Source organism: Bacillus sp. DX4.1 (assembly GCF_030348195.1).
GTDB lineage: Bacteria > Bacillota > Bacilli > Bacillales > Bacillaceae_G > Bacillus_A.
Genome location: NZ_JAUCFT010000008.1, coordinates 92,501 through 119,058, shown reverse-complemented (window position 1 = coordinate 119,058; position 26,558 = coordinate 92,501). Strand labels below are relative to the sequence as shown.

Annotated in this window: 25 protein-coding genes, 2 rRNA genes and 2 other annotated features (1 of these 29 cut by a window edge); all 27 genes read right to left on the bottom strand. The window is 39.3% G+C overall.

Annotation, left to right across the window (positions count from 1 at the left end):
• Positions 1-26: 26 nt before the first annotated feature.
• The gene (gene rpoB, locus QUF99_RS03980) at positions 27-3,557 is read right to left on the bottom strand and encodes a DNA-directed RNA polymerase subunit beta (RefSeq protein ID WP_289368731.1); all 3,531 of its coding nucleotides are present in this window, start codon (positions 3,555-3,557) and stop codon (positions 27-29) included.
• 288 nt (positions 3,558-3,845) lie between these two features.
• Positions 3,846-4,445 carry a class I SAM-dependent methyltransferase gene (locus QUF99_RS03975; RefSeq protein ID WP_289368730.1) on the bottom strand — a complete coding sequence of 200 codons (600 nt, stop codon included), beginning with the start codon at positions 4,443-4,445 and terminating at the stop codon, positions 3,846-3,848.
• A 75-nt stretch (positions 4,446-4,520) separates the two neighbouring features.
• Positions 4,521-4,880, bottom strand: coding sequence for a 50S ribosomal protein L7/L12 (gene rplL, locus QUF99_RS03970; protein WP_003194333.1), 360 nt, complete (start codon positions 4,878-4,880; stop codon positions 4,521-4,523).
• A 66-nt stretch (positions 4,881-4,946) separates the two neighbouring features.
• A complete protein-coding gene (gene rplJ, locus QUF99_RS03965; protein ID WP_289368729.1) occupies positions 4,947-5,447 on the bottom strand; it encodes a 50S ribosomal protein L10 in 501 nt (166 codons plus the stop codon).
• A gap of 40 nt (positions 5,448-5,487) precedes the next feature.
• Positions 5,488-5,631: a sequence feature (ribosomal protein L10 leader region), on the bottom strand.
• 49 nt (positions 5,632-5,680) lie between these two features.
• Positions 5,681-6,373 carry a 50S ribosomal protein L1 gene (gene rplA / locus QUF99_RS03960; protein WP_289368728.1) on the bottom strand — a complete coding sequence of 231 codons (693 nt, stop codon included), beginning with the start codon at positions 6,371-6,373 and terminating at the stop codon, positions 5,681-5,683.
• 180 nt (positions 6,374-6,553) lie between these two features.
• Entirely contained in the window at positions 6,554-6,979 is a 426-nt protein-coding gene (gene rplK / locus QUF99_RS03955) for a 50S ribosomal protein L11 (RefSeq protein WP_289368727.1), read from the bottom strand.
• A 171-nt stretch (positions 6,980-7,150) separates the two neighbouring features.
• Positions 7,151-7,684, bottom strand: coding sequence for a transcription termination/antitermination protein NusG (nusG, locus tag QUF99_RS03950; RefSeq protein ID WP_286123098.1), 534 nt, complete (start codon positions 7,682-7,684; stop codon positions 7,151-7,153).
• A 120-nt stretch (positions 7,685-7,804) separates the two neighbouring features.
• Positions 7,805-7,984 carry a preprotein translocase subunit SecE gene (gene secE, locus QUF99_RS03945; RefSeq protein ID WP_289368726.1) on the bottom strand — a complete coding sequence of 60 codons (180 nt, stop codon included), beginning with the start codon at positions 7,982-7,984 and terminating at the stop codon, positions 7,805-7,807.
• A gap of 32 nt (positions 7,985-8,016) precedes the next feature.
• Entirely contained in the window at positions 8,017-8,163 is a 147-nt protein-coding gene (gene rpmG, locus QUF99_RS03940; protein ID WP_286123096.1) for a 50S ribosomal protein L33, read from the bottom strand.
• Positions 8,164-8,581: 418 nt separating this feature from the next.
• On the bottom strand, positions 8,582-9,241 hold the full coding sequence (locus QUF99_RS03935; protein ID WP_289368725.1) for an RNA polymerase factor sigma-70: 660 nt from the start codon (positions 9,239-9,241) through the stop codon (positions 8,582-8,584).
• A 67-nt stretch (positions 9,242-9,308) separates the two neighbouring features.
• Complete coding sequence (locus QUF99_RS03930) at positions 9,309-9,821, bottom strand: NYN domain-containing protein (RefSeq protein ID WP_289368724.1); 513 nt, start codon at positions 9,819-9,821, stop codon at positions 9,309-9,311.
• 2 nt (positions 9,822-9,823) lie between these two features.
• A complete protein-coding gene (gene rlmB, locus QUF99_RS03925; RefSeq protein ID WP_289368723.1) occupies positions 9,824-10,567 on the bottom strand; it encodes a 23S rRNA (guanosine(2251)-2'-O)-methyltransferase RlmB in 744 nt (247 codons plus the stop codon).
• Entirely contained in the window at positions 10,564-10,971 is a 408-nt protein-coding gene (locus QUF99_RS03920; protein WP_289368722.1) for a Mini-ribonuclease 3, read from the bottom strand. The genes rlmB and QUF99_RS03920 overlap by 4 nt, the downstream gene beginning before the upstream one ends.
• A 2-nt stretch (positions 10,972-10,973) precedes the next feature.
• Complete coding sequence (gene cysS, locus QUF99_RS03915) at positions 10,974-12,371, bottom strand: cysteine--tRNA ligase (RefSeq protein ID WP_289368721.1); 1,398 nt, start codon at positions 12,369-12,371, stop codon at positions 10,974-10,976.
• Positions 12,352-13,017: a serine O-acetyltransferase gene (gene cysE, locus QUF99_RS03910; RefSeq protein ID WP_289368720.1), complete on the bottom strand. Its 666-nt coding sequence runs from the start codon at positions 13,015-13,017 to the stop codon at positions 12,352-12,354. The genes cysS and cysE overlap by 20 nt, the downstream gene beginning before the upstream one ends.
• 304 nt (positions 13,018-13,321) lie before the next feature.
• Positions 13,322-13,569: a binding site (T-box leader), on the bottom strand.
• Positions 13,570-13,616: 47 nt separating this feature from the next.
• Positions 13,617-15,074: a glutamate--tRNA ligase gene (gltX, locus tag QUF99_RS03905; RefSeq protein ID WP_289368719.1), complete on the bottom strand. Its 1,458-nt coding sequence runs from the start codon at positions 15,072-15,074 to the stop codon at positions 13,617-13,619.
• Between the two features lie 89 nt (positions 15,075-15,163).
• On the bottom strand, positions 15,164-15,640 hold the full coding sequence (ispF, locus tag QUF99_RS03900) for a 2-C-methyl-D-erythritol 2,4-cyclodiphosphate synthase (RefSeq protein ID WP_286123087.1): 477 nt from the start codon (positions 15,638-15,640) through the stop codon (positions 15,164-15,166).
• A 123-nt stretch (positions 15,641-15,763) separates the two neighbouring features.
• Complete coding sequence (gene ispD / locus QUF99_RS03895; RefSeq protein WP_289368718.1) at positions 15,764-16,438, bottom strand: 2-C-methyl-D-erythritol 4-phosphate cytidylyltransferase; 675 nt, start codon at positions 16,436-16,438, stop codon at positions 15,764-15,766.
• 16 nt (positions 16,439-16,454) lie between these two features.
• On the bottom strand, positions 16,455-17,561 hold the full coding sequence (locus QUF99_RS03890; RefSeq protein WP_289368717.1) for a PIN/TRAM domain-containing protein: 1,107 nt from the start codon (positions 17,559-17,561) through the stop codon (positions 16,455-16,457).
• Between the two features lie 160 nt (positions 17,562-17,721).
• Positions 17,722-18,795, bottom strand: coding sequence for a DNA integrity scanning diadenylate cyclase DisA (gene disA, locus QUF99_RS03885; RefSeq protein ID WP_286123084.1), 1,074 nt, complete (start codon positions 18,793-18,795; stop codon positions 17,722-17,724).
• A gap of 3 nt (positions 18,796-18,798) precedes the next feature.
• Positions 18,799-20,175: a DNA repair protein RadA gene (gene radA / locus QUF99_RS03880; protein WP_289368716.1), complete on the bottom strand. Its 1,377-nt coding sequence runs from the start codon at positions 20,173-20,175 to the stop codon at positions 18,799-18,801.
• Positions 20,176-20,274: 99 nt separating this feature from the next.
• Positions 20,275-22,710, bottom strand: a complete 2,436-nt coding sequence (clpC, locus tag QUF99_RS03875) for an ATP-dependent protease ATP-binding subunit ClpC (protein WP_289368715.1) — start codon at positions 22,708-22,710, stop codon at positions 20,275-20,277.
• A 22-nt stretch (positions 22,711-22,732) separates the two neighbouring features.
• Positions 22,733-23,797, bottom strand: a complete 1,065-nt coding sequence (gene mcsB / locus QUF99_RS03870; protein WP_289368714.1) for a protein-arginine kinase McsB — start codon at positions 23,795-23,797, stop codon at positions 22,733-22,735.
• A 4-nt stretch (positions 23,798-23,801) separates the two neighbouring features.
• The gene (gene mcsA, locus QUF99_RS03865) at positions 23,802-24,350 is read right to left on the bottom strand and encodes a protein-arginine kinase activator protein McsA (RefSeq protein WP_289368713.1); all 549 of its coding nucleotides are present in this window, start codon (positions 24,348-24,350) and stop codon (positions 23,802-23,804) included.
• Between the two features lie 173 nt (positions 24,351-24,523).
• Positions 24,524-24,985 carry a CtsR family transcriptional regulator gene (locus QUF99_RS03860; protein WP_286123079.1) on the bottom strand — a complete coding sequence of 154 codons (462 nt, stop codon included), beginning with the start codon at positions 24,983-24,985 and terminating at the stop codon, positions 24,524-24,526.
• Between the two features lie 282 nt (positions 24,986-25,267).
• Positions 25,268-25,383: ribosomal RNA gene (gene rrf / locus QUF99_RS03855) — 5S ribosomal RNA — on the bottom strand.
• Between the two features lie 50 nt (positions 25,384-25,433).
• Positions 25,434-26,558, bottom strand: a 23S ribosomal RNA gene (locus tag QUF99_RS03850); it runs 1,797 nt beyond the window's last position.

The window sequence follows — 26,558 nt, the reverse complement described above, 5'->3', positions numbered from 1 at the left end:
CCCTTTTAGTCTACAGGTTATCCCAATTATTCCTTCGTTGTCTCAACTTCTACATTTAATTTATCTGCGGATTGATGATCATCATCTTCAGTATCACGCATTTCAATTTCTGTATCATCGCTAGACATCATCTTAACATCCATACCTAAGCTTTGTAGCTCTTTAATTAACACTTTAAATGATTCCGGAACACCTGGCTCTGGAACATTTTCGCCTTTAACAATCGCTTCGTATGTCTTCACACGGCCAACAACATCGTCAGACTTCACTGTTAAGATTTCTTGAAGAGTATAAGCAGCACCGTAAGCTTCAAGTGCCCAAACCTCCATCTCACCGAAACGTTGTCCACCGAACTGTGCTTTACCTCCAAGAGGCTGCTGCGTTACAAGTGAGTATGGTCCAGTAGAACGAGCATGAAGTTTGTCGTCAACCATGTGCGCAAGTTTGATCATATACATGACACCAACAGATACGCGGTTGTCGAACGGCTCACCAGAACGTCCATCATATAAAACTGTCTTAGCATCACGTGCCATACCAGCTTCTTCGATAGTTCCCCATACATCTTCCTCACGAGCACCATCGAATACTGGTGTTGCAACATGGATACCAAGGTATCTTGCTGCCATACCAAGATGAAGCTCTAACACCTGACCGATATTCATACGAGATGGTACCCCTAATGGGTTCAACATGATATCGATTGGTGTACCATCTGGTAAGTAAGGCATATCTTCTTCCGGTAAAATACGGGAGATAACACCTTTGTTACCATGACGACCAGCCATCTTGTCACCTTCAGAAATTTTACGTTTTTGAACGATATATGCACGTACAAGTTGATTCACACCTGGTGGCAATTCATCGCCATCTTCACGGTTGAATACTTTTACATCTAAGATAATACCGCCACCACCATGTGGTACACGTAGTGATGTATCACGTACTTCACGTGCTTTTTCACCGAAGATTGCATGTAATAAACGTTCTTCTGCTGTTAATTCTGTTACACCTTTTGGCGTTACTTTACCAACAAGTAGATCTCCGTCTTTCACTTCTGCACCGACGCGGATAATACCACGTTCGTCAAGGTTGCGAAGTGCATCTTCCCCAACGTTCGGAATGTCACGTGTAATTTCTTCTGGTCCAAGCTTCGTATCACGAGCTTCTGACTCATATTCTTCAATATGAATAGAAGTGTACACATCATCTTTTACAAGGCGCTCACTCATAATGATCGCATCCTCGTAGTTATAACCGTCCCATGTCATAAAGCCAACAAGCACGTTACGTCCAAGTGCTAGTTCACCTTTTTCCATAGAAGGACCATCCGCAAGGATTTCACCTTTTACAACTTGATCTCCAACACTTACGATTGGACGTTGATTGTAGCAAGTTCCTTGGTTAGAACGAATGAATTTCAGCATTTTATAGCGATCTAAATCGCCTTTTACTGTTTGACCGTCTACTTCTATATAACGACGCACCCAAACTTCACGTGCTTCTACGCGTTCAACAGTACCAGGATGTTTACAGATTACTGCAGCACCTGAATCTTTTGCTGATACGTACTCCATACCTGTACCTACAATCGGAGATTCCGGATTCATTAATGGAACCGCCTGACGTTGCATGTTCGCACCCATAAGCGCACGGTTGGAGTCATCGTTTTCTAAGAACGGAATACAAGCTGTCGCTGCAGAAACTACCTGTTTCGGAGAAATATCCATGTAGTCAATGCGCTCACGTTTTACCACAACGTTCTCATCGCGGAAACGCGCTACAACATCTTCATCAAGGAAGTCCCCTTCTTCAGATAAACGGGCATTTGCCTGTGCTACAACATAATTATCTTGTTCATCTGCTGTTAAATAGTCTACATGTGTTGTTACACGACCAGTCTCTGGATCAACACGACGGTATGGCGTTTCAATGAAACCAAACTCATTTACTTTCGCGAACGAAGATAACGAGTTGATCAAACCGATGTTCGGTCCCTCTGGCGTTTCAATCGGACACATACGACCATAGTGAGAATAGTGAACGTCACGTACTTCAAAGCCTGCGCGCTCACGCGTTAAACCACCGGGTCCTAATGCAGATAGTCTTCGTTTATGCGTTAACTCTGCTAATGGGTTTGTTTGGTCCATGAACTGAGATAACTGAGAACTTCCGAAGAACTCTTTAATAGATGCAATAACCGGGCGAATGTTAATTAATGCTTGCGGTGTAATTGCATTTGTATCTTGAATCGACATTCTCTCACGAACAACACGTTCCATACGAGAAAGACCGATACGGAATTGGTTTTGTAATAACTCTCCTACAGAACGTAGACGACGGTTACCTAAATGGTCAATATCATCTGTATCCCCTACTTTATACAGTAAGTTAAAGAAGTAGCTAATAGAAGCAAGGATATCGCCTGGTGTGATGTGTTTTACATCACGAGTGATATTTGCATTCCCAATCACATTGATAGAACGTTCACCGTCTGACTCCGGAGCATAAATCTTAATAGATTGCACCTCAACATCGCCTTCTACCACTCCACCCATTGGTTTCGCTGTTTTGAATCCAATGTTTTTCTCTAAGTAAGGTAAAATGCGATCTAATGTACGACGATCTAAGATTGTTCCTTCTGCCGCTAAAATTTCTCCAGTTTCTGGATCTACTAATGTTTCAGCTAAGCGTTGGTTAAACAATCTGTTTTTAATGTGTAGTTTTTTGTTGATTTTATAGCGACCTACATTCGCTAAATCGTAACGCTTCGGATCGAAGAAGCGAGAAACAAGCAAGCTTTTCGCATTTTCTACTGTTGGTGGTTCACCAGGACGTAGACGCTCATAAATTTCGAGCAATGCTTTTTCTGTGCTATCTGTGTTGTCTTTTTCTAACGTATTGCTTAAGTATTCGTTATCACCTAAAAGCTCGGTGATTTCTTGATCAGAGCCAAACCCTAATGCGCGTAACAAAACAGTTACAGGAAGTTTACGCGTACGGTCAATACGCACATATACAACATCCTTAGCATCTGTTTCATACTCTAACCAAGCTCCGCGGTTTGGAATTACAGTAGCAGTAAAACCACGTTTTCCGTTTTTATCCACTTTGCCACTATAGTATACGCTTGGAGAGCGAACTAACTGGGAAACGATAACACGTTCTGCACCGTTAATTACGAATGTTCCAGTCTCTGTCATGAGTGGGAAATCTCCCATGAACACATCTTGTTCTTTTACTTCACCAGTTTCCTTATTGATTAGACGAACTTTCACACGAAGTGGTGCTGCATACGTCACATCACGCTCTTTGCATTCTTCTACAGAGTATTTCGGTTCACCTAAACTGTAGTCGATAAATTCAAGCGATAGATTTCCCGTAAAGTCTTCAATCGGAGAAATGTCTTGGAACATTTCTCGCAAACCCTCATCAAGAAACCACTGATAAGAAGAGGTTTGAATTTCGATAAGATTTGGTAACTCTAATACTTCACTAATACGGGCATAACTTCTTCGTTGGCGGTGGCGTCCGTATTGAACTAGTTGACCTGTCAACTGCTTCACCCCTCAAATCATGAGTATTATAAATGCACAAAAAATGTGCAAAATCACAAATAAATACAGCTAACGCACTTAGCGTAGCCTTTTCCTCTTAAAGATAGATACGTTGAGTATTTCTAGCTGCTCAAAAAAGAAAAATGGCTTCTATAAGAAAACCATCATTCTGTTTCATAATCTGCTGATTTTACTATCTTTTCCAAGAGAAACAAAAATATACATCTTTCTCAACGCAGAAAATCATATATTGGCATTGTATAATGTTAACATAGCCAAAAATAACCGTCAACGTTTTTTTGATTTTATGATATAATATCCTTTTTTCTTTTCTACAACGTCCACTTCAGAAAACACCGATTCTAGTTTTTCCATTGCAGATGGTGCCCCTTGCTTCTTTTGAATAACAATCCAAAGTTCGCCGCCAGGGACAAGATGATCGACAGCCTTTTCTAAAATTTCATGCACAACATGCTTACCTGCACGAATTGGCGGATTAGATAGAATCACAGCGTATTGTCCATCAACATTCTCATAGACACTACTTTGATAAATGCGGACATTCCCAATTTTATTATTAGCAGCGTTTTCTTTCGCAAGTTCAAGTGCTCTTTCATTCACATCCACCATATGAACTTCGCGCCCTTGAGACTCTTTTGCTAACGACAAACCAATCGGACCATACCCACATCCAACATCTAATACATTACCTCGAACATCCGGCATTTGAAATGCTTCAATTAAAAGACGAGAACCAAAGTCTACCTCGTTTTTCGAAAACACCCCATGATCAGATAAGAAAATAAATTGATTTCCTCTCAATGTATACTCCCATCGTTTACGATCACTTTTACTAGAAGGGTCGTTAGAAAAATAATGGTCTGCCACGTGGCCACCTCTTTTCTTTACAGTTAAAAAAAAAGCCCGCATGAGAGCGAGCTTTTTTATAGCTTCAAAAGTTAATTACTTAACTTCTACAGAAGCGCCAACTTCTTCAAGTTTAGCTTTGATTTCTTCAGCTTCTTCTTTAGAAGCGCCTTCTTTAACTGCTTTTGGAGTGTTGTCAACTACTTCTTTAGCTTCTTTCAAGCCAAGACCAGTGATTTCACGAACAACTTTGATAACTTTGATTTTTTGTGCGCCTGCGCTAGCAAGTACAACATCAAATTCAGTTTGCTCAGCAGCAGCTTCACCAGCGCCACCAGCTACAGCTACAGGAGCAGCAGCAGTTACGCCGAATTCTTCCTCGATAGCTTTTACTAAGTCGTTAAGTTCTAATACAGTCATAGATTTAACTGCTTCAATGATTTGTTCTTTAGTCATTGTAAATATCCTCCCTTAATTAGGTTCTTATTGTTTTATCGATAACACGTAATTATCTTTTGAAAATTAAGCGCCTTGCTCTTCTTTTTGATCTGCAACTGCTTTAGTAGCGATTGCAAGACCACGCATTGGAGCTTGAAGAACGCTAAGAAGCATAGAAAGTAAGCCTTCACGTGATGGAAGAGTAGCGATTGCTTTAACCTCATCAAGTGATACAAGTCTACCTTCGATTACGCCTGCTTTAATTTCTAAAGCTTCATGATTTTTAGCGAAGTCGTTTAATACTTTCGCAGGAGCAATTACATCCTCGTTACTGAACGCGATTGCGTTTGGTCCTGTTAAGAATTCATTTAACTCAGCCATTTCAACAGATTCTGCAGCACGACGAGTTAAAGAGTTTTTGTAAACTTTGAACTCAACGCCAGCTTCACGTAAGTTTTTACGTAATTCAGTTGCTTCAGATACTGTTAAACCACGGTAGTCAACAACGATTGTAGATTTACTATCGCGAAGTTTTTCAGCGATTTCAGTTACAACTTGTTGTTTTGATTCGATTGCTTTGCTCATGTTATTACACCTCCTGTAGATTATATAGAAGATGTACCGAAAGTGCACTAAAAAACCTCCATGCCCAATTGTAGACATGGAGGCATATAGTCACAGAAAAAAATTCCGTTTCGTATATTCACACCTAGGTAGGAAATTAAGCCGCATTGGCGCCTACTGTCTACGGTACACTATTTAAATTCACAACATAAATGATTATATTAAAACTTCTTCACGAAGTCAACTTCCAAATTTTACGCGATAGTAGAAACGTCTACACGTACGCCAGGTCCCATTGTAGAAGCAACAGTTGCATTCTTCATGTAAGTACCTTTTGCAGCAGCTGGTTTCGCTTTTAATAGCGTATCAGCGATTGTTTTGAAGTTTTCTACTAATTTAGCATCTTCGAAAGATACTTTACCGATTGGCACGTGGATATTACCAGCTTTATCAACGCGGTATTCAACTTTACCAGCTTTGATTTCGTTAACTGCTTTTGTTACGTCGAAAGTAACTGTTCCAGTTTTAGGGTTTGGCATTAAACCTTTAGGTCCTAATACGCGACCAAGTTTACCAACTTCACCCATCATGTCAGGAGTTGCTACTACTACGTCGAAGTCGAACCAACCTTGTTGGATTTTACCGATGTAGTCAGTATCGCCTACGAATTCAGCGCCAGCAGCTTCTGCTTCTTTCGCTTTTTCGCCTTTAGCAAATACTAATACACGTTGTACTTTACCAGTACCGTGTGGAAGAACAACTGCACCACGAATTTGTTGGTCAGCTTTCTTAGGGTCAACACCTAAACGGAATGCAGCTTCTACAGTTGCATCAAATTTAGCTGTATTTGTTTTCTTTACTAATTCTACTGCTTCTGTTGCAGAATAAGCAGCTGCACGATCAACAAGCTTCGCAGCTTCTACGTACTTTTTACCTCTTTTAGCCATGTTTATTTCCTCCTTGAATGTGGTTTTAGCGGAATAACCTCCCACGTTTACGCCTTCTTTCCGATACAATCGAGGATGTGCGCCCACCCTTTTATTTAAAAACGCTATTCATTTACGATAATAAAGGTTGCGAATTGGAATTCCAGACCCGCAACCTTTTTTACAAAAAGACAAATCGAATTAGTCTTCGATAATGATGCCCATACTGCGTGCAGTACCTTCAACCATACGCATTGCAGCTTCTACGCTAGCAGCGTTTAGGTCAGGCATTTTAGTTTCAGCGATTTCGCGTACTTTATCACGCTTAACAGTTGCCACTTTATTACGGTTTGGTTCACCAGAACCAGACTCAATACCAGCTACTTTCTTAAGAAGAACAGCAGCAGGAGGAGTTTTAGTAATGAAAGTGAATGAACGGTCTTCGAATACCGTAATTTCAACAGGAATGATTAGACCAGCTTGATCTGCTGTACGAGCGTTGAACTCTTTACAGAAGCCCATGATGTTAACACCCGCTTGTCCTAATGCTGGACCAACTGGTGGCGCTGGGTTAGCTTTACCTGCAGGAATTTGAAGTTTTACCATTTTAATTACCTTTTTAGCCACGAGACACACCTCCTTAAGTCCGTGATGTGGTCAATTGGGCAATTAATTTTTGCCCTCCCACTTCATATTTTATCTGTAGCGATAAAATCTTTTCAAAAAACGTCTCCGTTACCGAAGACGTACTGACTTAAAAGATATTATCACTTTTTACAATTCATTTCAAGTTTCATTTTATAATTTTTCTATTTGGTGGAAATCGAGCTCAACTGGTGTTTCACGACCAAACATATCTACAAGCACTTTTATTTTTTGTTTTTCCATATCGATTTCTTCAATCGCGCCTGTATAGTTCGCGAATGGTCCTTCATTTACACGCACCGTTTCGTGAAGTTCAAAGTCGAAATCAACCACTTCATTGTCCATTCCCATATGCTTCATGATGGTAACAACTTCCTCTTCTAATAGAGGAGATGGTTTTGAGCCTGATCCAGAAGATCCAACAAAACCTGTTACACCTGGCGTATTACGAACAACGTACCAAGAATCATCCGTCATAATTAGTTCAACTAATACATAACCCGGGAATACTTTTCGTTTTGTTAATTTTTCTTTCCCGTTTTTCATTTCTACTTCTACTTCTTCCGGAACAACAACACGGAAAATTTTATCTTGCATCCCCATTGATTCTACACGTTTCTCCAGGTTTGCTTTTACTTTATTTTCATATCCAGAATAAGTATGGACAACATACCAACTTTTTTCCATTCATTTAGGACGAGCGTCCTTCCCTCCCTGACGTACATTTTTTTGTGCAAATGAAAAAACCCGTTCACCGGGCTTTTACACAGTTCGTATAAATAACATTATATCATGGATAAGTGCTTCTTATTCAAGAATTAACCGAATTAAAGAAGAAATCCCCATATCAACTACTGCAAAGAAAAGCGCAAAAAATACAACTGTCGCAATAACAGTAACTGTCGAACGAAGTAATTCATCTTTTTTGGGCCAACTTACTTTTTTCATTTCGCGACTTACATCGCCGAAAAAGTTCGTTAAACGCATTTGCTGGACCTCCAGTGTATTGTTTCAATTATTTATTTTGTTTCCTTGTGAACTGTATGCATATTGCATGTTTTACAAAATTTCTTTATCTCAAGTCGCTCTGTCGAGCTCGTATCTTTCATTGTGGAGTAGTTTCGATTCTTACACTCTTCACATGAGAGCACAACTTTTTTTCTCATTTGTTACACCAACCTTGTAACATTATGTCTGTGAATGACCCCGTCTTAACACGCTAACAAGTTGTTTGAAGAAGGAGCTTCCTGTTTCATAGAGCATTGCTGATTGAGATATCCAAGTAGCCTTACATACTCTCCACAGGCGTCATTTATACTGCTTGGACACAAGCTTGCCCTACAGTTTCATTCTCCAGGTAATTATTCTAATCCTTGTCGCAAAAACAAAAAAGAAGTAGAAACTTCGCACTACACGTGATTACCATTCATCTCCTCCCTAGCACCTAGGATATGCCCTAGACATGCTTGCGGAAGGGGAGTTCTGTTAAAAATGTATCATACAATAAAAGATAATGTCAATGACATGCCGCTTAGTCTCTCGTAAAAAAAGAATGCAGGAGAACCCTCTCCCCTGCAACATACACTATGAATTTAAAGTTGTATTTTCTCTCATTTCCATATAACGTTCTAATTTTCTTTTTACACGTTGCAGCGCATTATCAATTGATTTCACATGACGATTGAGCTGCTCTGAAATCTCTTGATAAGAGCGACCATCTAAATATAAAGAAAGGACTTTCCTTTCTAAATCGCTTAATAATTCAGATATTTTTAGTTCTATATCACTATACTCTTCCTGACTAATAATCATTTCTTCAGGGTCGGTCACTTTCGACTCTGAGATAACATCTAATAGCGTACGATCAGATTCCTCATCATAAATCGGTTTGTCCAAAGAAACATAGGAATTTAAAGGAATATGTTTTTGTCTTGTTGCCGTCTTAATAGCGGTGATAATTTGACGGGTAATGCACAGTTCGGCAAATGCTTTAAAAGAAGATAGCTTGTCCTCTTTATAATCACGAATCGCTTTAAACAATCCAATCATACCCTCTTGAACAATATCTTCCCGATCGGCACCCACTAAAAAATACGATCTTGATTTTGCACGAACAAAGTTTTTGTACTTATGAATCAAATATTCAAGGGCATCGATATTACCTTGTCGAACTAACTCAACTACTGCCTCATCCTCTAAATCGCGAAACGTAACGTTGTTGGTACTCACGAAGCTTGCTTCCACCCTGATCCCTCCGACCGCTATTTATTTAGAAATATTATACAGTAAATACTTGAAGAGCGTCAATGCTTCAACGCTCTCCCCGCCTTAATTTTTCTAACTTTTCTGTAATATCTTTACTAAATATCGTTCGCATAGCTGGCTGTTTTTCTCTCACTTCTTGCGTCTGACGACGTACTTGCTGCTCCATCGTCTTAACCTCCAGCTCTAACTCACGGGCTGATTTTCGCAGTGCACCTTGACCAAAAATAACCCACTGCTCTGTGTAATCTGAAGTTGCAACATAAATTTGTGTATTTATGTTGCGGAGTTCAATTGCAAGCTGCTCAATTTTTTCATCGGCCGTTTGATTTTTTCTTGTAAATATAACATCAACACGCGCTTGCTTCATCTTCTTCTCAATACCCTGAACAGTGTAGGCATCAAATACAATCATCACTTTCGTTCCTGTGTATCCTTGATAATCAGCCATTTTATCAATCAGCGCATCCCTTGATGCTTGTAAATCCACATCCCTAAGTTGTTTCAAATCGCTCCAAGCCCCAATAATGTTATAACCGTCAACGATTAAAATATCGTCCATTTTTACTCACCAATCTGGTGACGTTTGCGATATACCTCGTACATTAGCAGACTAGCAGCTACTGAAGCATTTAAGGATGTAACTTTACCAACCATCGGTAAATGAATAAGGAAATCACACTTTTCACCAATAATACGGCTCATACCTTTCCCTTCACTACCAATTACTAATCCAATCGGCATATTGCCATCTAAGTTGCGATAATCTGTTTTCCCTTTTGCATCTGTGCCCGCAATCCAAAGACCACGTTCCTTTAACTCATCAATTGTTCGTGATAGATTTGTCACACGAGCAACTGGAATGTATTCAATTGCTCCCGTTGAAGCTTTTGCAACCGATGCCGTTAGCCCAACTGCTCGGCGCTTTGGAATAATAATTCCATGCGCTCCGGTTGCATCTGCTGTACGCATAATAGATCCTAGATTATGTGGATCTTCAATTTCATCAAGAATTAAAAAGAACGGATCTTCGTTACGCTTAGCAGCTACCTCAAATAAATCTTCTAATTCCGCATACTGATATGCCGCAACTTGCGCAACCACCCCTTGATGATTCCCTTCAACAAGCTGATCTAATTTTTTCTTTGGTGCATGCTGCAAAATAATTTTATTCTCTTTCGCTAACGCTAATACAATTTGTACTTGTCCTTTGGCAGCACCTTCTGCAATCCAAATCTTATTAATATCCCGTCCTGATCGTAACGCCTCAATTACAGGGTTACGGCCGATAATGTATTCACTACTCATGTTGATGCGCCTCCTTCCTTTACTTCTAATACATCAATTGCTTTATATACAAGTTCTTCTAATCGTTCACGATTGTTCAATAAATAATGATAGCCGAGCAATGCCTCAAAGGCAGTACTATAGCGATACGTTTGTACATCCGTATTTTTTGGAACAGTACCAGAATTTGCATTACGTCCTCTTCGTAGTACGGCATCTTCTTCCTCTGTTAGAAATGCCGTCTCTAAAAAATAATAAACAACTTTCGCCTGCGCCTTTGCTGAAACAAAGCTTGTCCCTAAACGATGTAGTTGATTAGGACGAACTGTTCCTTTTTGAAGGAGGTGATGGCGGATATATTGTTCATATACTGCATCACCCATATATGCTAACGCTAAGCTGTTCAATTGCTTTGCATCAATCATGTTTATCCTCTTTTCCATCTTGTACCTTGTGCTGTATCTTCTAAAATAATATTGCGCTCTTTTAAATCATCGCGAATTTGATCTGATAATGCGAAATCACGATTTTTACGAGCTTCAATACGTTTTTGAATTAACACTTCAATCTCTTCATCAAGTAATTCTTCTTTTGTTAATTCTAATCCTAAGATGCCAAATAATGTTTCAAACTGTTTTACATACGCCTCAAGTACTGCTTTTGATGTATGCTCTTCTAGTAAATATTGATTTGCATGGTTTGCTAAATTATATAATTCTGTTACTGCGTTTGCTGTATTAAAATCATCATCCATCGCTACTTCAAATGCAACTTGGAATTTCTCCATTTCAGCTAACCATTTCTCGTTATGATCCGTTAAATCCGTACTGCTTTCCATACGATGTTTTAAATTACCGTATGCCGTTTTAATACGCTCTAACCCATTATTCGTATTCTGTAATAATTCTTCACTAAAGTTAATTGGATGACGATAGTGAACGGATAGCATAAAGAAGCGAATTAATTGCGGATTATATTGCTTAATAATATCGTGAACTAAAATGAAGTTCCCTAGCGATTTAGACATTTTTTCATTGTTAATATTAATATATCCATTATGCATCCAGTAGCGTGCAAATGTTTTCCCCGTCAACGCTTCTGATTGTGCAATTTCATTCTCGTGGTGTGGGAACGCTAAATCCTGCCCACCAGCATGAATGTCAATTGTATCACCTAAATATTTACGCGCCATCGCAGAGCATTCAATATGCCAGCCAGGACGACCTTTACCCCACGGACTCTCCCAGAAGATTTCGCCTTCTTTCGCAGCTTTCCATAAAACAAAGTCCAATGGATCTTGTTTCTTCTCACCAATTTCAATACGTGCACCATGACGTAAGTCTGCAATTGGTTGATGTGACAGTTTACCGTAACCTTCAAATTCCTTTGTTTTGTAATACACATCGCCTTCAGATTCATATGCATATCCTTTATTCACAAGCTCTTGAATAAACTCGATAATAATATCCATATTTTCTGTTACACGAGGATGAACAGTTGCATGCTTGCAACCTAGTGCAGTTACATCTTCAAAGTACGCTTCAACAAAACGATCTGCAATTGTTGGAACGTCTTCTCCTAGTTCATTTGCTACTTTAATCAACTTATCATCCACATCTGTAAAGTTGGAAACGTATTGCACCTCATAGCCTTTATGTTCTAGGTAGCGACGTACTGTATCGAATACCATAGGTGGCCTTGCATTTCCAATGTGAATGTAATTGTATACTGTCGGTCCGCATACATACATCTTCACTTTATTTTCTTCTAATGGAACAAACTCTTCTTTTTGACGCGTTAACGTATTATAAATGTGAATAGTCATTTTCGTCCTTCCTTTCCACTTTCACTGCAAGTTGCTTTTTTAATTGCTCAAGCTCTTCTTCCATCACTTTCAATTTATCAAAGATTGGATCTGGTAGGTCAGCATGATTTAACTCTTGACCTACTTTCACTCCATTTTGAACCTTGACGCGCCCAGGAATACCTACAACCGTAGAATGAGCTGGAACTTCTTTCAATACGACAGACCCGGCACCAATTTTGGCATTTTCCCCAACCGTAATTGATCCGAGTACTTTCGCACCTGTTGCAATTAATACATTATCTCGAATCGTCGGATGACGCTTTCCTTTTTCTTTCCCTGTACCGCCTAACGTAACCCCTTGATAGATGGTTACATTATCTCCAATTTCGCACGTTTCCCCAATTACAACTCCCATGCCATGATCAATAAAAAAGCGACGACCAATTGTGGCCCCTGGATGTATCTCAATGCCAGTAAAAAAACGACTAACCTGTGAAACAGAACGTGCAATAAAGAAAAAATTCCGTTTATAAAAGGCATGCGCAATTCGATGTGCCCAAATTGCATGTAATCCAGAGTAAGTTAAAATAACTTCAAAATAACTCCGCGCCGCTGGATCTTGTTCAAAAATGACTTCAATATCTTCTCGAAGTCTCTTAAACATCGATGTCCCCTCCCCTTTTATCCCGCTCTAACGGATAGTAAAGCCTTCACCTCAAAATCCGAAAGAAACAATGAAGTTAGGTGGAGAATAACTATCCGTAAGAGCCCGATTGGTGATAGCTTTTCATTAGTAGGAAATCAAAAACTCCCACTGATGGAAGTTTCACTTTATGGGCTGCTTTTCCGAGTGAACCGATCTATCGCTAACAATTGTCCCTCACTTGTTACCTATTCTTTATCCAACTGTGTAAAGACTTATACTCATACCCAATTACATGGTATACAAAAAAGCGCCTCTGTCAATAGACAGAGACGCTTTTCAAGCGCGGTTCCACTCTGTTTAGGTTTAAAAAAACCTCAAACTCATCCATGATAACGGTTTATACCGCTTCTGCTTACTTTACGTCCTGATGACGTTTCCCGAAACTCTTCGTTGTTGGGCAGAAGACTCGAAGGGGCATTTCAAAAATCCGCTTATAAACCACTTCCAGCCAAATGGTGGTTCTCTCTGTAAAAAGCCTGATTTTCTACTTCTCCTTCTCGTCGCTTTTCCTTATTAGGTTTTAAGTATTTTTATTATATTTCTAAATTCGTAAAATGTTAACTAATTACTTTACGAATACGATTTAAAACTTTTTCTTTTCCAAGCAATGCAATTGCATTCGGAAGTTCTGGGCCATGTGTTTGGCCAGTAGTCGCAACACGAATTGGCATAAATAAACCTTTACCTTTATGACCAGTCTCTTTTTGAACAGCTTTAATTGTAGCTTTAATTGCTGCAGGCTCTACTTCTTCTAATGCTTCTAGTCCTGCTGCAAATGCGCGAAGTACTTCTGGTACTTGCTCACCTTTTAATACTTCTTGTCCTTCTTCTTCATAGTCCACATGGTCTTTGAAGAACATGTCAGAAAGCTCTACAATTTCAGCACCAAAACTCATTTGGTCATGGTATAAAGCTATTACATCGCGAACCCAATTCATTTCTTGTTCACTTAGGTCTTCACTTACGCGACCAGCTTTCACTAAATGTGGCAAGCTTAGCTCCACAACACCATCTAGATCTTGCTTTTTCATATATTGGTTGTTCATCCATTTTAATTTTTGAGAATCGAATAATGCAGGTGATTTTGATAAACGAGCTGCATCAAACATTTCGATAAACTCATCTTTAGAGAAGATTTCTTCTTCTCCTACTGGTGACCAACCTAGTAATGCGATAAAGTTAAAGATTGCTTCTGGAAGATATCCAAGCGCTTCATATTGTTCAATGAATTGAATAATAGATTCATCGCGTTTACTTAATTTTTTGCGACTTTCGTTTACGATTAATGTCATATGTCCGAATTGCGGGATATCCCATCCAAATGCTTCATAAATCATCATTTGTTTCGGTGTATTAGAGATATGATCATCACCACGAAGAACATGCGTAATTTCCATTAAATGATCGTCTACTGCTACTGCAAAGTTGTAAGTTGGAATACCATCTTTTTTCACAATAACGAAGTCACCAAAATCATTTGAGTGGAAAGCCACTTCATCTTTTACGATATCTTTGAATGTATAGTCGCGGTCTGCTGGCACGCGGAAACGAATGCTTGGAATACGACCTTCCGCTTCAAATTGTTTCTCTTGTTCTTCTGTTAAATCACGGTGATTTCCTGCATAACGAGGTGTTTCACCGCGAGCGATTTGTCCTTCACGCTCTGCTTCTAACTCTTCTTCTGTCATATAACATTTATAAGCTAAACCACGCTCTAATAAATCTTCATACAACTTTTTATAGATATCTAAACGTTCCATTTGACGATACGGCCCATATTCACCGCCAACATCAACACCTTCATCCCAGTCCATACCGAGCCATTTCAAGTATTTTAATTGACTTTCCTCACCGCCAGCAACGTTACGTTTTACATCAGTATCTTCAATACGAATAATAAACTTGCCATTTTGATGACGAGCAAATAAATAATTAAATAATGCCGTACGCGCATTTCCGATATGTAAGTGTCCTGTTGGACTTGGCGCATAGCGCACTCTCACTTGCTTTTCCATAGTTGGTACACCTTCCAATCTTAATGTCAACACATTCTATAATTGTACACCAAAAAAATACGATTATCCATCTTACAAATTAAAAACAACTATTTTTTCTGTAATAATACAACTGCTTGAGAAGCAATTCCTTCTTCTCTTCCCGTAAATCCTAATTTTTCAGTTGTTGTTGCTTTCACATTAATATTATCTATAGATGTTTCTAGCAATTCACTAATACGTTTACGCATACTTTCAATATATGGTGCCATTTTGGGTTTCTGTGCAATAATTGTACAATCTAAATTTCCTAATTCATATCCTTGCTCACGTACAAACTCCCAAACTTTTTGTAGTAACACAGCCGAGTCTGCATCCTTAAAGGCAGGATCTGTATCTGGAAAATGCTTTCCGATGTCACCTGCAGCAATTGCTCCTAAACATGCATCAGCAATTGTATGTAAAAGTACATCCGCATCAGAGTGACCTAACAATCCTTTTTCATATGGAATTGTAATTCCACCTAGAATTAATGGTCGTTCTTCTGCAAATTCGTGTACATCAAAACCTTGTCCGATTCGAAACATCTTTACATCCTCCTTGAGCTAAACTACTGAACTTTATGAACTTATATTATATCGATGACTCTATTAAGAAAAGCCCGGCAACTACCGAGCTTTTCTTAGCATATTATACCACCGCAACCATTTCTACTGAACACGTAGAAAACTTTCGGCAATCAATAAATCTTCAGGAGTTGTTACCTTAATATTGTAGTAACTCCCCTCTACTACACCTACTTTTTCACCTAACCGCTCTATTAGACTCGCGTCATCCGTACCAAAGAAGCATCCTTGTTTTGCACTCTCATGCGCTTCCAATAAAAGCGGAACATAAAATCCTTGGGGTGTTTGTACTGCTCTTAACTGAGAACGTTCAACTGTTTCAACCACCGTATTCTGTTCTACTTTTTTCACCGTATCTTTAACAGGTACCGCACAAATCGAGGCGCCCTTTTGCTTCGCTGTTTCCAATACATGATGAATCATTTTGCTCGTCACAAATGGACGTGCGCCATCATGTACTAGGACATAATCGACATGTTCTACGTGTTGAAGCGCATTATACACGCTATCTTGTCTTTCAGCTCCACCTTGAATAAACTGAACACTCTTTTGAATACGATATGTCTGAATTAATTCGGAAAAATAAGAACGTTCTTCTTCATTAATCGCCATAATAATATTTTTACATGCTTCATCTTTCTCAAAAGCACGTAATGTATGCACAATAATAGGTACTTCATTAATAAGTAAAAACAATTTATTTTTACCAGCACCCATTCGTTTCCCTTGGCCTGCTGCCGGAATAATTAATGTATACATGCTAATAACCCTCTACTTACAATGCTTTTTCTAATAATTTACGTTTTGCAAAAATCATGCGACCAGCCGATGTTTGCAGCACACTCGTAACAAGGACATCAAGTTGTGAACCAACGTACTCTCTACCATCTTCTACGACAATCATTGTGCCGTCATCTAAATAGGCAACACCTTGATTTTGCTCTTTTCCGTCTTTTACGACATACACACTTAATTCCTCACCAGGAAGAACAACCGGCTTAATTGCATTGGCTAGATCATTGATATTTAAAACAGTTACTCCTTGTAGTTCAGAAACTTTATTTAAATTAAAATCATTCGTTACAACAGTACCGCCCGTTATTTTCGCTAATTTTACAAGCTTACTATCTACTTCTTGAATGTCTTCAAAATCGCCTTCATAAATCTCTACTGGAATCGGCATTTCCTTTTGAATGCGATTTAGTATATCTAATCCTCTTCGGCCACGATTACGTTTTAACGCATCGGAAGAATCAGCAATATGCTGCAACTCCTCTAACACAAACTGAGGAATCACAATTGTTCCTTCTAAAAACTTTGTTTGGCAAATATCAGCAATACGTCCGTCAATAATTACACTTGTATCAAGTATTTTCCAATGTGAAGAAGACTTTTCTGCTTCTGTATCTTCATTTTCGTTATTATTATTCTTCTTTTTACTTCCGCGCTGTGGTAATGTAAATAACCCTAGCAATTCATTTCTCTTTTTAAATCCTACTTGGAATCCTAAATAGCCAAGTAAAAGTGTAAAGAAGATTTGCAATACGGTGCTAATGACTGGAATTGTAAATTCACGAATTGGTATCAAAATTAAATATGCAACAATCAGACCTGAAATTAATCCTAGCGTACCAAATAAAACATCTGTTACAGGAGCCTTTACAAGGGCTTCCTCAATATGTTTAATAAGTTGAACGATATAATCTACAAGCCAAAATGTTGTTAAAAATAAAATAATTGCACCAATAATTGCACGGACATAAGAACCTTCAAGTAAAGGGATTGCACCAATGTCCAATACATTAATAACTTTTGGGATCAGAAAAATCCCTAACGCTCCACCAATTACTAAAAAGAAGAGCTGTACGATCCGTTTTAACATCCAACCACCTCCTACTCATTATTAACCATTGTTTTGCTACTCAAAACGCCGAATGCAAAAGCGGACGTGTCTTTTTATAAATTGCTTTATTTACCAATATACCATATCATATACCAAAAATGTTTGAGTGTCGTTATATTGTGGAATCAATGTAATATTCTTAATTGTGTCTACTCATATATAGGTGCTCTTGGATTCGTTTTAAGCCTTCCCGTATTTTTTTCGCTCGAACTTCTCCAATTCCTTCTACATCATCTAAATCACTGATGGTCGCACGGCAAATCCCTTGCAGATTTTTAAATCGATTAATTAAATTTTCAATAATCAGAGGTGGAACTCTAGAAATTTTACTCGCAATCCGGTACCCTCTTGGCGTAACACTTTCCTCTAAACTCGTTTGTCCAGAATAGCCAAGCAGTTTGACTAAATCACTATCTTCTAATAGCTGTGCATTCGCAAGTTCTTGTAATTTTTTTAGGATTTGATAGTGGTCTTGCGTTTTTTCTTGGTAATAATCTTTAATTAATAACGCTGCCTCTGCTTCCAAATCTGCTAAGAGCTCGGTAAGCTGTAACCGAATGAGTCTACCTTCTGTCCCCAGTTCATGAATATAGCTAAGGATTTCATTCTTAATACGAAGCACCATCTCAACACTGTGTAAAACATGGACAACTTCAGACAGTGTAACGACTTCCTCAAATTCTAGAATACCCAAATTTGTGATGCCATCATTCCATACTGCTTTATATTTTTCTAACGTTTGAATCGCCTGATTTGCTTTTGTCAAAATAACACCTATGTCTTTTAATGTATAACGTAAGCTTCCTTGATATAACGTAATGACATTACGCCTTTGTGAAATAGCGACAACAAGACTGGCCGTTTGCTTTGCCACTCGCTCTGCAGTACGATGACGCATCCCTGTTTCAATAGAATCAATAGATGCATCAGGAACCAACTGTGCATTTGCGATTAAAATTTTACTTCCCGTCTCATTTAAAATAAGAGCTCCATCCATTTTTGCTAGTTCATATAAGCTCGCAGGGGAGAACGCACAATTAATGTGAAATCCTCCATCAACAATACTTTTAATTTGCTCGTTGTACCCAAGGACAATTAAACCACCTGTTTGCGCACGAAGTACATTATCTATTCCTTCTCGTAACGGTGTCCCTGGTGCAACAAGCTGTAAAATATTAATCATACTTTTGACTCGTTGCTTGTTTTCTTCCATAGCCTAGCCTCCTAATATCAAACGAAGCGCCTCTCCTATATTGGACACACCAACCACTTCAATCCCCTCTGGAATTGTCCAGCCCCCCAAATTCTTGCGCGGGATAATAACTCGTTGAAATCCTAATTTAGCCGCTTCTTGTACCCGTTGTTCAATTCGCGATACCCTCCGTACTTCACCTGTTAAACCAACTTCCCCTATCACAGCATCTCCCGGCGCAGTTGGTTTATCTCGAAAGCTAGATGCAATACTTAAGGCAACCGCTAAGTCAACGGCTGGTTCATCTAACTTTATTCCACCAGCAACCTTTAGATAGGCATCTTGATTTTGCAATAATAGTCCCGCTCTTTTTTCTAATACCGCCATAATAAGTGATACACGATTATGATCGATTCCTGTAGCCATTCTTCGCGGATTTCCAAAACTAGTAGGAGAGATTAATGCTTGTATTTCTACTAACACAGGTCTTGTTCCTTCCATAGAAGCAACAACTGTAGAGCCGGCGACCCCGACAGGCCTTTCCTCTAGAAATATTTCAGAAGGATTTAACACTTCCGAAAGACCCAATTCCTTCATTTCAAAAATTCCCATTTCATTTGTGGAACCAAAACGATTTTTTACTGCTCGTAAAATACGATATGTATGATGACGATCTCCTTCAAAATAAAGAACCGCATCCACCATATGCTCTAACATACGAGGTCCAGCAATCGCTCCTTCTTTCGTTACATGTCCCACGATAAAAATAGGAATCCCCTTCGTTTTTGCAAGTTTCATCAACTCTGCTGTACATTCACGTACTTGCGCGACGCTTCCTGGCGCCGAAGTCACTTCCGGTAAATGAATCGTTTGAATGGAATCAATGACAACAAATGAAGGGTTCATTTCATCTATATATGTTGCAATTCGCTGTAAATCTGTTTCCGAAACAACAAATAAATTACTGCCATTTACGTGCAGACGATCTGCGCGTAGTTTAATTTGCTTTGCTGATTCCTCACCAGATATATACAACACATCATAGGAAGAGTCTGCTAGTTGCGATGATATTTGTAGTAATAATGTTGATTTTCCAATCCCAGGGTCTCCTCCAATAAGTACAAGGGAACCATCTACAATTCCTCCACCAAGTACACGATTAAACTCTTGAAATTTCGTTTCAATACGCGCTTCTGATTTCGTTTCTACTTCTGTAAGACGACGTGGCCTCGTTACTTCTGATTGAATCGCATTTGCATAGTTAATACGACGTGATGATACAACTGGTTCCATCTCCTCAACAAGCGTATTCCATTGCCCGCATCCGGGACATTTTCCCATATATTTCGCCGATTGATAACCACATTCTTGACATATAAATTTCGTTTTCTTTTTAGCCATTGTGTTTTACACTTCACTTCACTTTCATATGTATATACACATATATTTTTCTCGTACAAGAAAGAGGGCTATTACTTAGCCCTCTTCGTTTGTCTATACTTATTTTACCTTTTCTGCACTGCGAATGACAAATGATTCTCCTTCAGTATCAAAAACAACTTTTTGACCTTTCTCAATTGCTCCTTTTAGAAGCTCTTCTGATAATCGATCCTCCACATATTTTTGAATTGCTCGGCGAAGTGGGCGAGCGCCGTACTCTCGGTCAAATCCTTTATCAGCAATGGCTTCAATTGCCGCGCTTGTTAACTCTAAATCAATTTCTTGTTCTTTTAAGCGTTTCACTAATTGATTAACCAGAAGGATTACAATTTCTTGAATATGTTTTTTCTCAAGCATATGGAAGACAATAATTTCATCGATACGGTTTAAGAACTCTGGACGAAATGCCTTTTTCAGTTCATCCATTACTTTGCTTTTCATATCTGTGTAATCACGGCTCTCATCTTGTACGTTAAAACCAAGATGTTTATTACGTTTTAACGCCTCAGCGCCAACGTTAGATGTCATAATTACAATCGTATTACGGAAATCAACTGTACGTCCTTTAGAATCTGTTAAACGACCATCCTCTAACACTTGCAGTAAAATGTTAAATACATCTGGATGTGCCTTCTCTACTTCATCTAATAGAACAACAGAATATGGTTTACGACGAACTTTTTCTGTCAGCTGACCACCTTCTTCGTATCCAACATATCCTGGAGGAGATCCCACTAAACGAGAAGTAGAATGTTTCTCCATGTACTCAGACATATCAATACGGATCATTGCATCTTCATCACCAAACATAGATTCTGCTAACGCACGTGCAAGCTCAGTTTTACCTACACCAGTCGGTCCTAAGAAAATAAATGAGCCAATCGGACGTTTTGGATCCTTCAAACCAGCTCGCGCACGGCGCACTGCTTTTGCTACCGCAACAACCGCTTCATCTTGACCAATTACACGGTCATGTAAAATAGATTCTAGATTCAACAATTTATTTGTTTCTGTTTGTGCAAGTTTAGAAACAGGGATACGCGTCCATGTAGAAACGACATTTGCAATATCTTCTACTGTCACTTCTGAGTTTTCCTTTCCTTGCTGCTCTTTCCATTGGCGTTTTGTTTCTTCTAATTTTTCACGTAAACGTTGTTCCATATCGCGCAAGGAAGCTGCCTTCTCAAATTCTTGGCTTTGTACAGCTGCATCCTTTTCTTTGCGAATTTCTTCAAGTTTGACTTCAAGTTCTTTTAAATTTGGTGGTGTTGTATAAGAACGTAAGCGTACTTTGGAAGCAGCTTCATCGATTAAATCAATTGCCTTATCTGGTAAGAAACGATCTGTAATATAACGGTCAGAAAGTTTTACAGACGCTTCAATTGCATCATCTGTAATAGAAACACGGTGATGTGCTTCGTAACGATCACGTAATCCTCTTAAAATTTGAACAGATTCTTCTAAGCTTGGTTCATCAACATGAATCGGTTGGAACCGTCGCTCTAATGCTGCATCTTTTTCAATATATTTACGGTATTCATCTAGCGTTGTCGCCCCAATACATTGCAGTTCCCCGCGTGCTAAAGATGGTTTTAAAATATTAGATGCATCAATCGCACCCTCTGCACCACCCGCACCGATTAATGTATGAAGTTCATCGATAAATAAGATAATATTACCCGCTTGGCGAATTTCATCCATTACTTTCTTTAAGCGATCTTCAAATTCACCACGATATTTCGTACCAGCAACAACAGTTCCCATATCTAATGTCATAACACGCTTGTCACGTAAAGTTTCAGGAATTTCATTGTTTACAATTTGTTGTGCTAATCCTTCTGCAATTGCTGTTTTACCTACGCCTGGTTCCCCGATTAACACTGGGTTATTTTTCGTTCTACGGCTTAGCACTTCAATTACACGTTGAATTTCTTTACCACGGCCAATAACAGGATCTAACCGTCCTTCACGTGCAACAACTGTTAAATCACGTGCTAAACTATCAAGTGTTGGTGTATTCGCACTTGCTGAAGCACCGCCTTGATGACCCGATGTTGCCTCATTGCTTCCAAGAAGCTGCAGTACTTGTTGTCTTGCCTTATTTAAACTTACACCTAAGTTATTTAAAACACGTGCCGCTACTCCTTCACCTTCACGAATCAATCCAAGTAGAATATGCTCCGTTCCGACGTAAGAATGACCAAGCTTACGTGCCTCATCCATTGATAACTCAATCACTTTTTTTGCACGAGGTGTGTAATGTACGGTTTGAGACATTTCTGTTCCACGACCAATTAATGCTTCTACCTCTTTTTGCACCTTTTCTGGGCTTAATCCAAGAGCAATTAATGCTTTAGCCGCAATTCCTTCACCTTCACGTACAAGCCCAAGTAAAATATGTTCTGTTCCAATATTATTATGACCAATGCGAATTGCCTCTTCTTGAGATAAAGCTAATACCTTCTGTGCTCGTTCTGTAAATCTTCCAAACATCATAGAAATCGCCTCCTACTTGCGCTCAATTTTGTTCAATTCTTAATCTTTCACGGATTAAAGTCGCTCTACGATAATCTCTTTCCCCAGGCTGTAGGGGACCACCGGCATATTGCTGCAAGATTCCTGGCTGAGTAAGTACCATTAGCTCCGTTAAAATATGCCTTGATATATTTTTTATATAACCAAGATCAATGCCAAGTCGTATATCCGATAGACAAGTAGCTGCCTCAGCAGATTGAATTAAACGACTATTGGCTAATATACCATAAGAACGATATACTCGATCTTCAAGTTCAATACTTGAATTTTTCGTAACCATGTCTCGTGCCGCTCTTTCTTGCTGTATAAGCTGGTAAACGACACTCTTTAAGTCTTCTATAATATCTTCTTCTGACTTTCCTAATGTCATTTGATTGGAAACTTGAAATATATTACCTAAGGCTTCGCTACCTTCACCATAAATTCCTCTTACAACTAAACCTAATTGTTGAATTGCTTGTATGATACGGTTTATTCGTTTCGTCAAAACAAGCGCTGGTAAATGGATCATTACAGAAGCTCGTAATCCCGTACCAACATTTGTAGGACAACTTGTAATGTAACCAATTGATTCATCAAAAGCATATTCAACCGCCTCTTCAATCCAATCATCCATTTGATTCGCACTTTGGAGTGCTTCTGATAATTGTAGCCCCGGGAACAAACACTGAATTCGCACATGATCTTCTTCATTAAGCATCACACTTATCTGTTCACTTTCTGATAATAGACAAGCACTAAATTCTGTTTCAGCAAGATTGGGACTAATTAAATGTTTTTCTACTAAAACTCTTCTTTGAAGCGGCTGAAGTTCATTCATTTTTAATAGTTCGAACGTCCCGAAGGATTTCGATGTTTCATTAGCAAACTTCGATTGAAATATCTTGATGATCTTCTTTGCTTCTTCATCAGTTTGCATAGTAGGGAAATGATAATCTTTTAAATTACGAGCCAAACGAACACGACTACTTAAAACAATATCGGAATCAGGACCATCTCCCCTCATCCATGGGCTAATTGCTTTATTCATAATTCGATCCAGTGACATAGAATTATTCCCCCTCTCTATGCTCACTAAGCTGATTTTCAATGCCTCGAATTTGATCACGGACCTGAGCCGCTTCTTCAAATTCCTCTTGTTGTACACACCGCTTTAATTTTAGTTTTAGTTCATCTAATTCTTTCTTTAGATGGACATTTCCTCCTGTACGCTGTGGGATTTTTCCACAATGATGTGTATAACCACCCTGAAGACGTTTTAACATAGGCTGTAGTTGATCCTTAAATGTTTCATAACAGGAAGAACAACCAAAGCGACCCATTTTAGCAAATTGTTGATATGTCATATTACACGTTGGACATCGTAATACCTTTATATCCGAAAAATTATCTTCCTGTTTTTCAAACATCGATTGTTCCCCGTGTAGCAATCCAGCTAATAAGTCATGAAAAGAATAACTAGATTGTGGTGATTGAAAGAAAGACGTATAGCCATTTTGTTCAGCACATTGCTCACAAAGATGAACTTCCGTCTTTTGTCCATTTATTACTTTTGTAACATGTAAAGCTGCTGGTCTTGTATTACAATTTTGACAAGTCATCGAATCTCCCCACCTTTACAATAGGAACAAGTTATTCCATGAGACTTTTCATACATTACTAGATTTTATTTTCTCCACTCAAATTATTTTATGAGAAAAATACACATTGCCTGTGAAAAAGTCTCATTATGAAATGAATAACCAGTGAAAACACTTCTTAACAAAAGCTGTATTTATTTATATTTCAACGTTCTTAACATTGCGCATAATATCCGAGCCCTAAGTTCATCTCGAAAGGGTAAATCCATTAATAATACCGATCGATCTAACACGCTTAGCATAAGCTTTGCTTCGCTTTTTGTCACAATATCCTCTTCAACTAAACGTATGACAATACTTTCTGCATTTCCTTGCGCAATACTACGCTCAATCATATGAAGCATTTGATCAATAATGTCTATATCGTCATGCAATTTGACTTTGATAATGCGAATGTAACCTCCTCCACCTCGTTTACTTTCAACTAAAAATCCTCTTTCTAGCGTAAAGCGGGTATTGATTACATAATTAATTTGAGACGGCACACAATCAAACCTATCGGCAATCTCATTTCTCTTAATTTCAATCACATTATTATTGCTTAAGTCAATAACTTGCTTTAGATATTGCTCAATGATATCAGATATATTTCTCATTTATCCGCCACCTTTATTGACTTTGACTATCTTTGACTTTAATTATATACGTATTAAAGAAATTTGCAACTCTTTTGCCTCTTCACTATAGTAGCCAAAGTTTTTGTTCCTTAATCACCAAATTCATATTTTATTCAATGAAAGTTTCCTCATCCCGGCCGAGAAATTTCTTTGCTTCCTGCCGAACCTTGAGATGATGCAATTACCGTTCGTGCGTGATCAACAGACTACAAAATTTTTTATATATAAAAAAGACGAGTCATTATGACTCGTCTAAAGATTGCTTGGCGACGTCCTACTCTCACAGGGACAAGGTCCCAACTACCATCGGCGCTAGAGAGCTTAACTTCCGTGTTCGGTATGGGAACGGGTGTGACCTCTCTGCCATCATCACCAAACTGATGAAGGTATATTCCTTCAAAACTAGATAACATTGCTTCATATTTATATGGTTAAGTCCTCGATCTATTAGTATTCGTCAGCTCCACATGTCACCATGCTTCCACCTCGAACCTATCAACCTGATCATCTTTCAGGGATCTTACTAGCTTACGCTATGGGAAATCTCATCTTGAGGGGGGCTTCATGCTTAGATGCTTTCAGCACTTATCCCTTCCGCACATAGCTACCCAGCTATGCCCTTGGCAGAACAACTGGTACACCAGCGGTGCGTCCATCCCGGTCCTCTCGTACTAAGGACAGCTCCTCTCAAATTTCCTGCGCCCACGACGGATAGGGACCGAACTGTCTCACGACGTTCTGAACCCAGCTCGCGTACCGCTTTAATGGGCGAACAGCCCAACCCTTGGGACCGACTACAGCCCCAGGATGCGATGAGCCGACATCGAGGTGCCAAACCTCCCCGTCGATGTGGACTCTTGGGGGAGATAAGCCTGTTATCCCCGGGGTAGCTTTTATCCGTTGAGCGATGGCCCTTCCATGCGGAACCACCGGATCACTAAGCCCGACTTTCGTCCCTGCTCGACTTGTAGGTCTCGCAGTCAAGCTCCCTTATGCCTTTGCACTCTACGAATGATTTCCAACCATTCTGAGGGAACCTTTGGGCGCCTCCGTTACACTTTAGGAGGCGACCGCCCCAGTCAAACTGCCCACCTGACACTGTCTCCCGGGTCGATGAGACCCGTAGGTTAGAATTTCAATACAGTCAGGGCGGTATCCCACCAGCGCCTCCACCGAAGCTAGCGCTCCGGTTTCAATGGCTCCCGCCTATCCTGTACAAACTGTACCAAAATTCAATATCAGGCTACAGTAAAGCTCCACGGGGTCTTTCCGTCCTGTCGCGGGTAACCTGCATCTTCACAGGTACTATAATTTCACCGAGTCTCTGGTTGAGACAGTGCCCAAATCGTTACACCTTTCGTGCGGGTCGGAACTTACCCGACAAGGAATTTCGCTACCTTAGGACCGTTATAGTTACGGCCGCCGTTTACTGGGGCTTCAGTTCAGAGCTTCGCTTGCGCTAACCCCTCTCCTTAACCTTCCAGCACCGGGCAGGTGTCAGCCCCTATACTTCGCCTTACGGCTTCGCAGAGACCTGTGTTTTTGCTAAACA

What these genes read in the sequence shown, in the direction of transcription:
- nusG (WP_286123098.1), bottom strand. Translation starts at nt 7,684, where the DNA reads ATGGAAAAAAGTTGGTATGTTGTCCATACTTATTCTGGATATGAAAAT.
- QUF99_RS03930 (WP_289368724.1), bottom strand. Translation starts at nt 9,821, where the DNA reads ATGGACGATATTTTAATCGTTGACGGTTATAACATTATTGGGGCTTGG.
- rplL (WP_003194333.1), bottom strand. Translation starts at nt 4,880, where the DNA reads ATGACTAAAGAACAAATCATTGAAGCAGTTAAATCTATGACTGTATTA.
- QUF99_RS03860 (WP_286123079.1), bottom strand. Translation starts at nt 24,985, where the DNA reads ATGAGAAATATATCTGATATCATTGAGCAATATCTAAAGCAAGTTATT.
- disA (WP_286123084.1), bottom strand. Translation starts at nt 18,795, where the DNA reads ATGGAAGAAAACAAGCAACGAGTCAAAAGTATGATTAATATTTTACAG.
- rlmB (WP_289368723.1), bottom strand. Translation starts at nt 10,567, where the DNA reads ATGAGTAGTGAATACATTATCGGCCGTAACCCTGTAATTGAGGCGTTA.
- radA (WP_289368716.1), bottom strand. Translation starts at nt 20,175, where the DNA reads ATGGCTAAAAAGAAAACGAAATTTATATGTCAAGAATGTGGTTATCAA.
- cysS (WP_289368721.1), bottom strand. Translation starts at nt 12,371, where the DNA reads ATGACTATTCACATTTATAATACGTTAACGCGTCAAAAAGAAGAGTTT.
- secE (WP_289368726.1), bottom strand. Translation starts at nt 7,984, where the DNA reads ATGCGTTTAACGAACTTTTTCGGCGATGTAAGTCGCGAAATGAAAAAA.
- mcsA (WP_289368713.1), bottom strand. Translation starts at nt 24,350, where the DNA reads ATGACTTGTCAAAATTGTAATACAAGACCAGCAGCTTTACATGTTACA.
- gltX (WP_289368719.1), bottom strand. Translation starts at nt 15,074, where the DNA reads ATGGAAAAGCAAGTGAGAGTGCGCTATGCGCCAAGTCCAACAGGACAC.
- ispF (WP_286123087.1), bottom strand. Translation starts at nt 15,640, where the DNA reads ATGTTTCGAATCGGACAAGGTTTTGATGTACACGAATTTGCAGAAGAA.
- ispD (WP_289368718.1), bottom strand. Translation starts at nt 16,438, where the DNA reads ATGTATACATTAATTATTCCGGCAGCAGGCCAAGGGAAACGAATGGGT.
- rpmG (WP_286123096.1), bottom strand. Translation starts at nt 8,163, where the DNA reads ATGAGAAAAAAAGTTGTGCTCTCATGTGAAGAGTGTAAGAATCGAAAC.
- clpC (WP_289368715.1), bottom strand. Translation starts at nt 22,710, where the DNA reads ATGATGTTTGGAAGATTTACAGAACGAGCACAGAAGGTATTAGCTTTA.
- mcsB (WP_289368714.1), bottom strand. Translation starts at nt 23,797, where the DNA reads ATGTCACTGGATCGAATTATGAATAAAGCAATTAGCCCATGGATGAGG.
- rplA (WP_289368728.1), bottom strand. Translation starts at nt 6,373, where the DNA reads ATGGCTAAAAGAGGTAAAAAGTACGTAGAAGCTGCGAAGCTTGTTGAT.
- cysE (WP_289368720.1), bottom strand. Translation starts at nt 13,017, where the DNA reads ATGTTTAAGAGACTTCGAGAAGATATTGAAGTCATTTTTGAACAAGAT.
- rplJ (WP_289368729.1), bottom strand. Translation starts at nt 5,447, where the DNA reads ATGAGCAAAGCAATCGAATCAAAACAACAAGTTGTAACTGAAATCGCT.
- QUF99_RS03920 (WP_289368722.1), bottom strand. Translation starts at nt 10,971, where the DNA reads ATGATTGATGCAAAGCAATTGAACAGCTTAGCGTTAGCATATATGGGT.
- QUF99_RS03890 (WP_289368717.1), bottom strand. Translation starts at nt 17,561, where the DNA reads ATGTTAAAACGGATCGTACAGCTCTTCTTTTTAGTAATTGGTGGAGCG.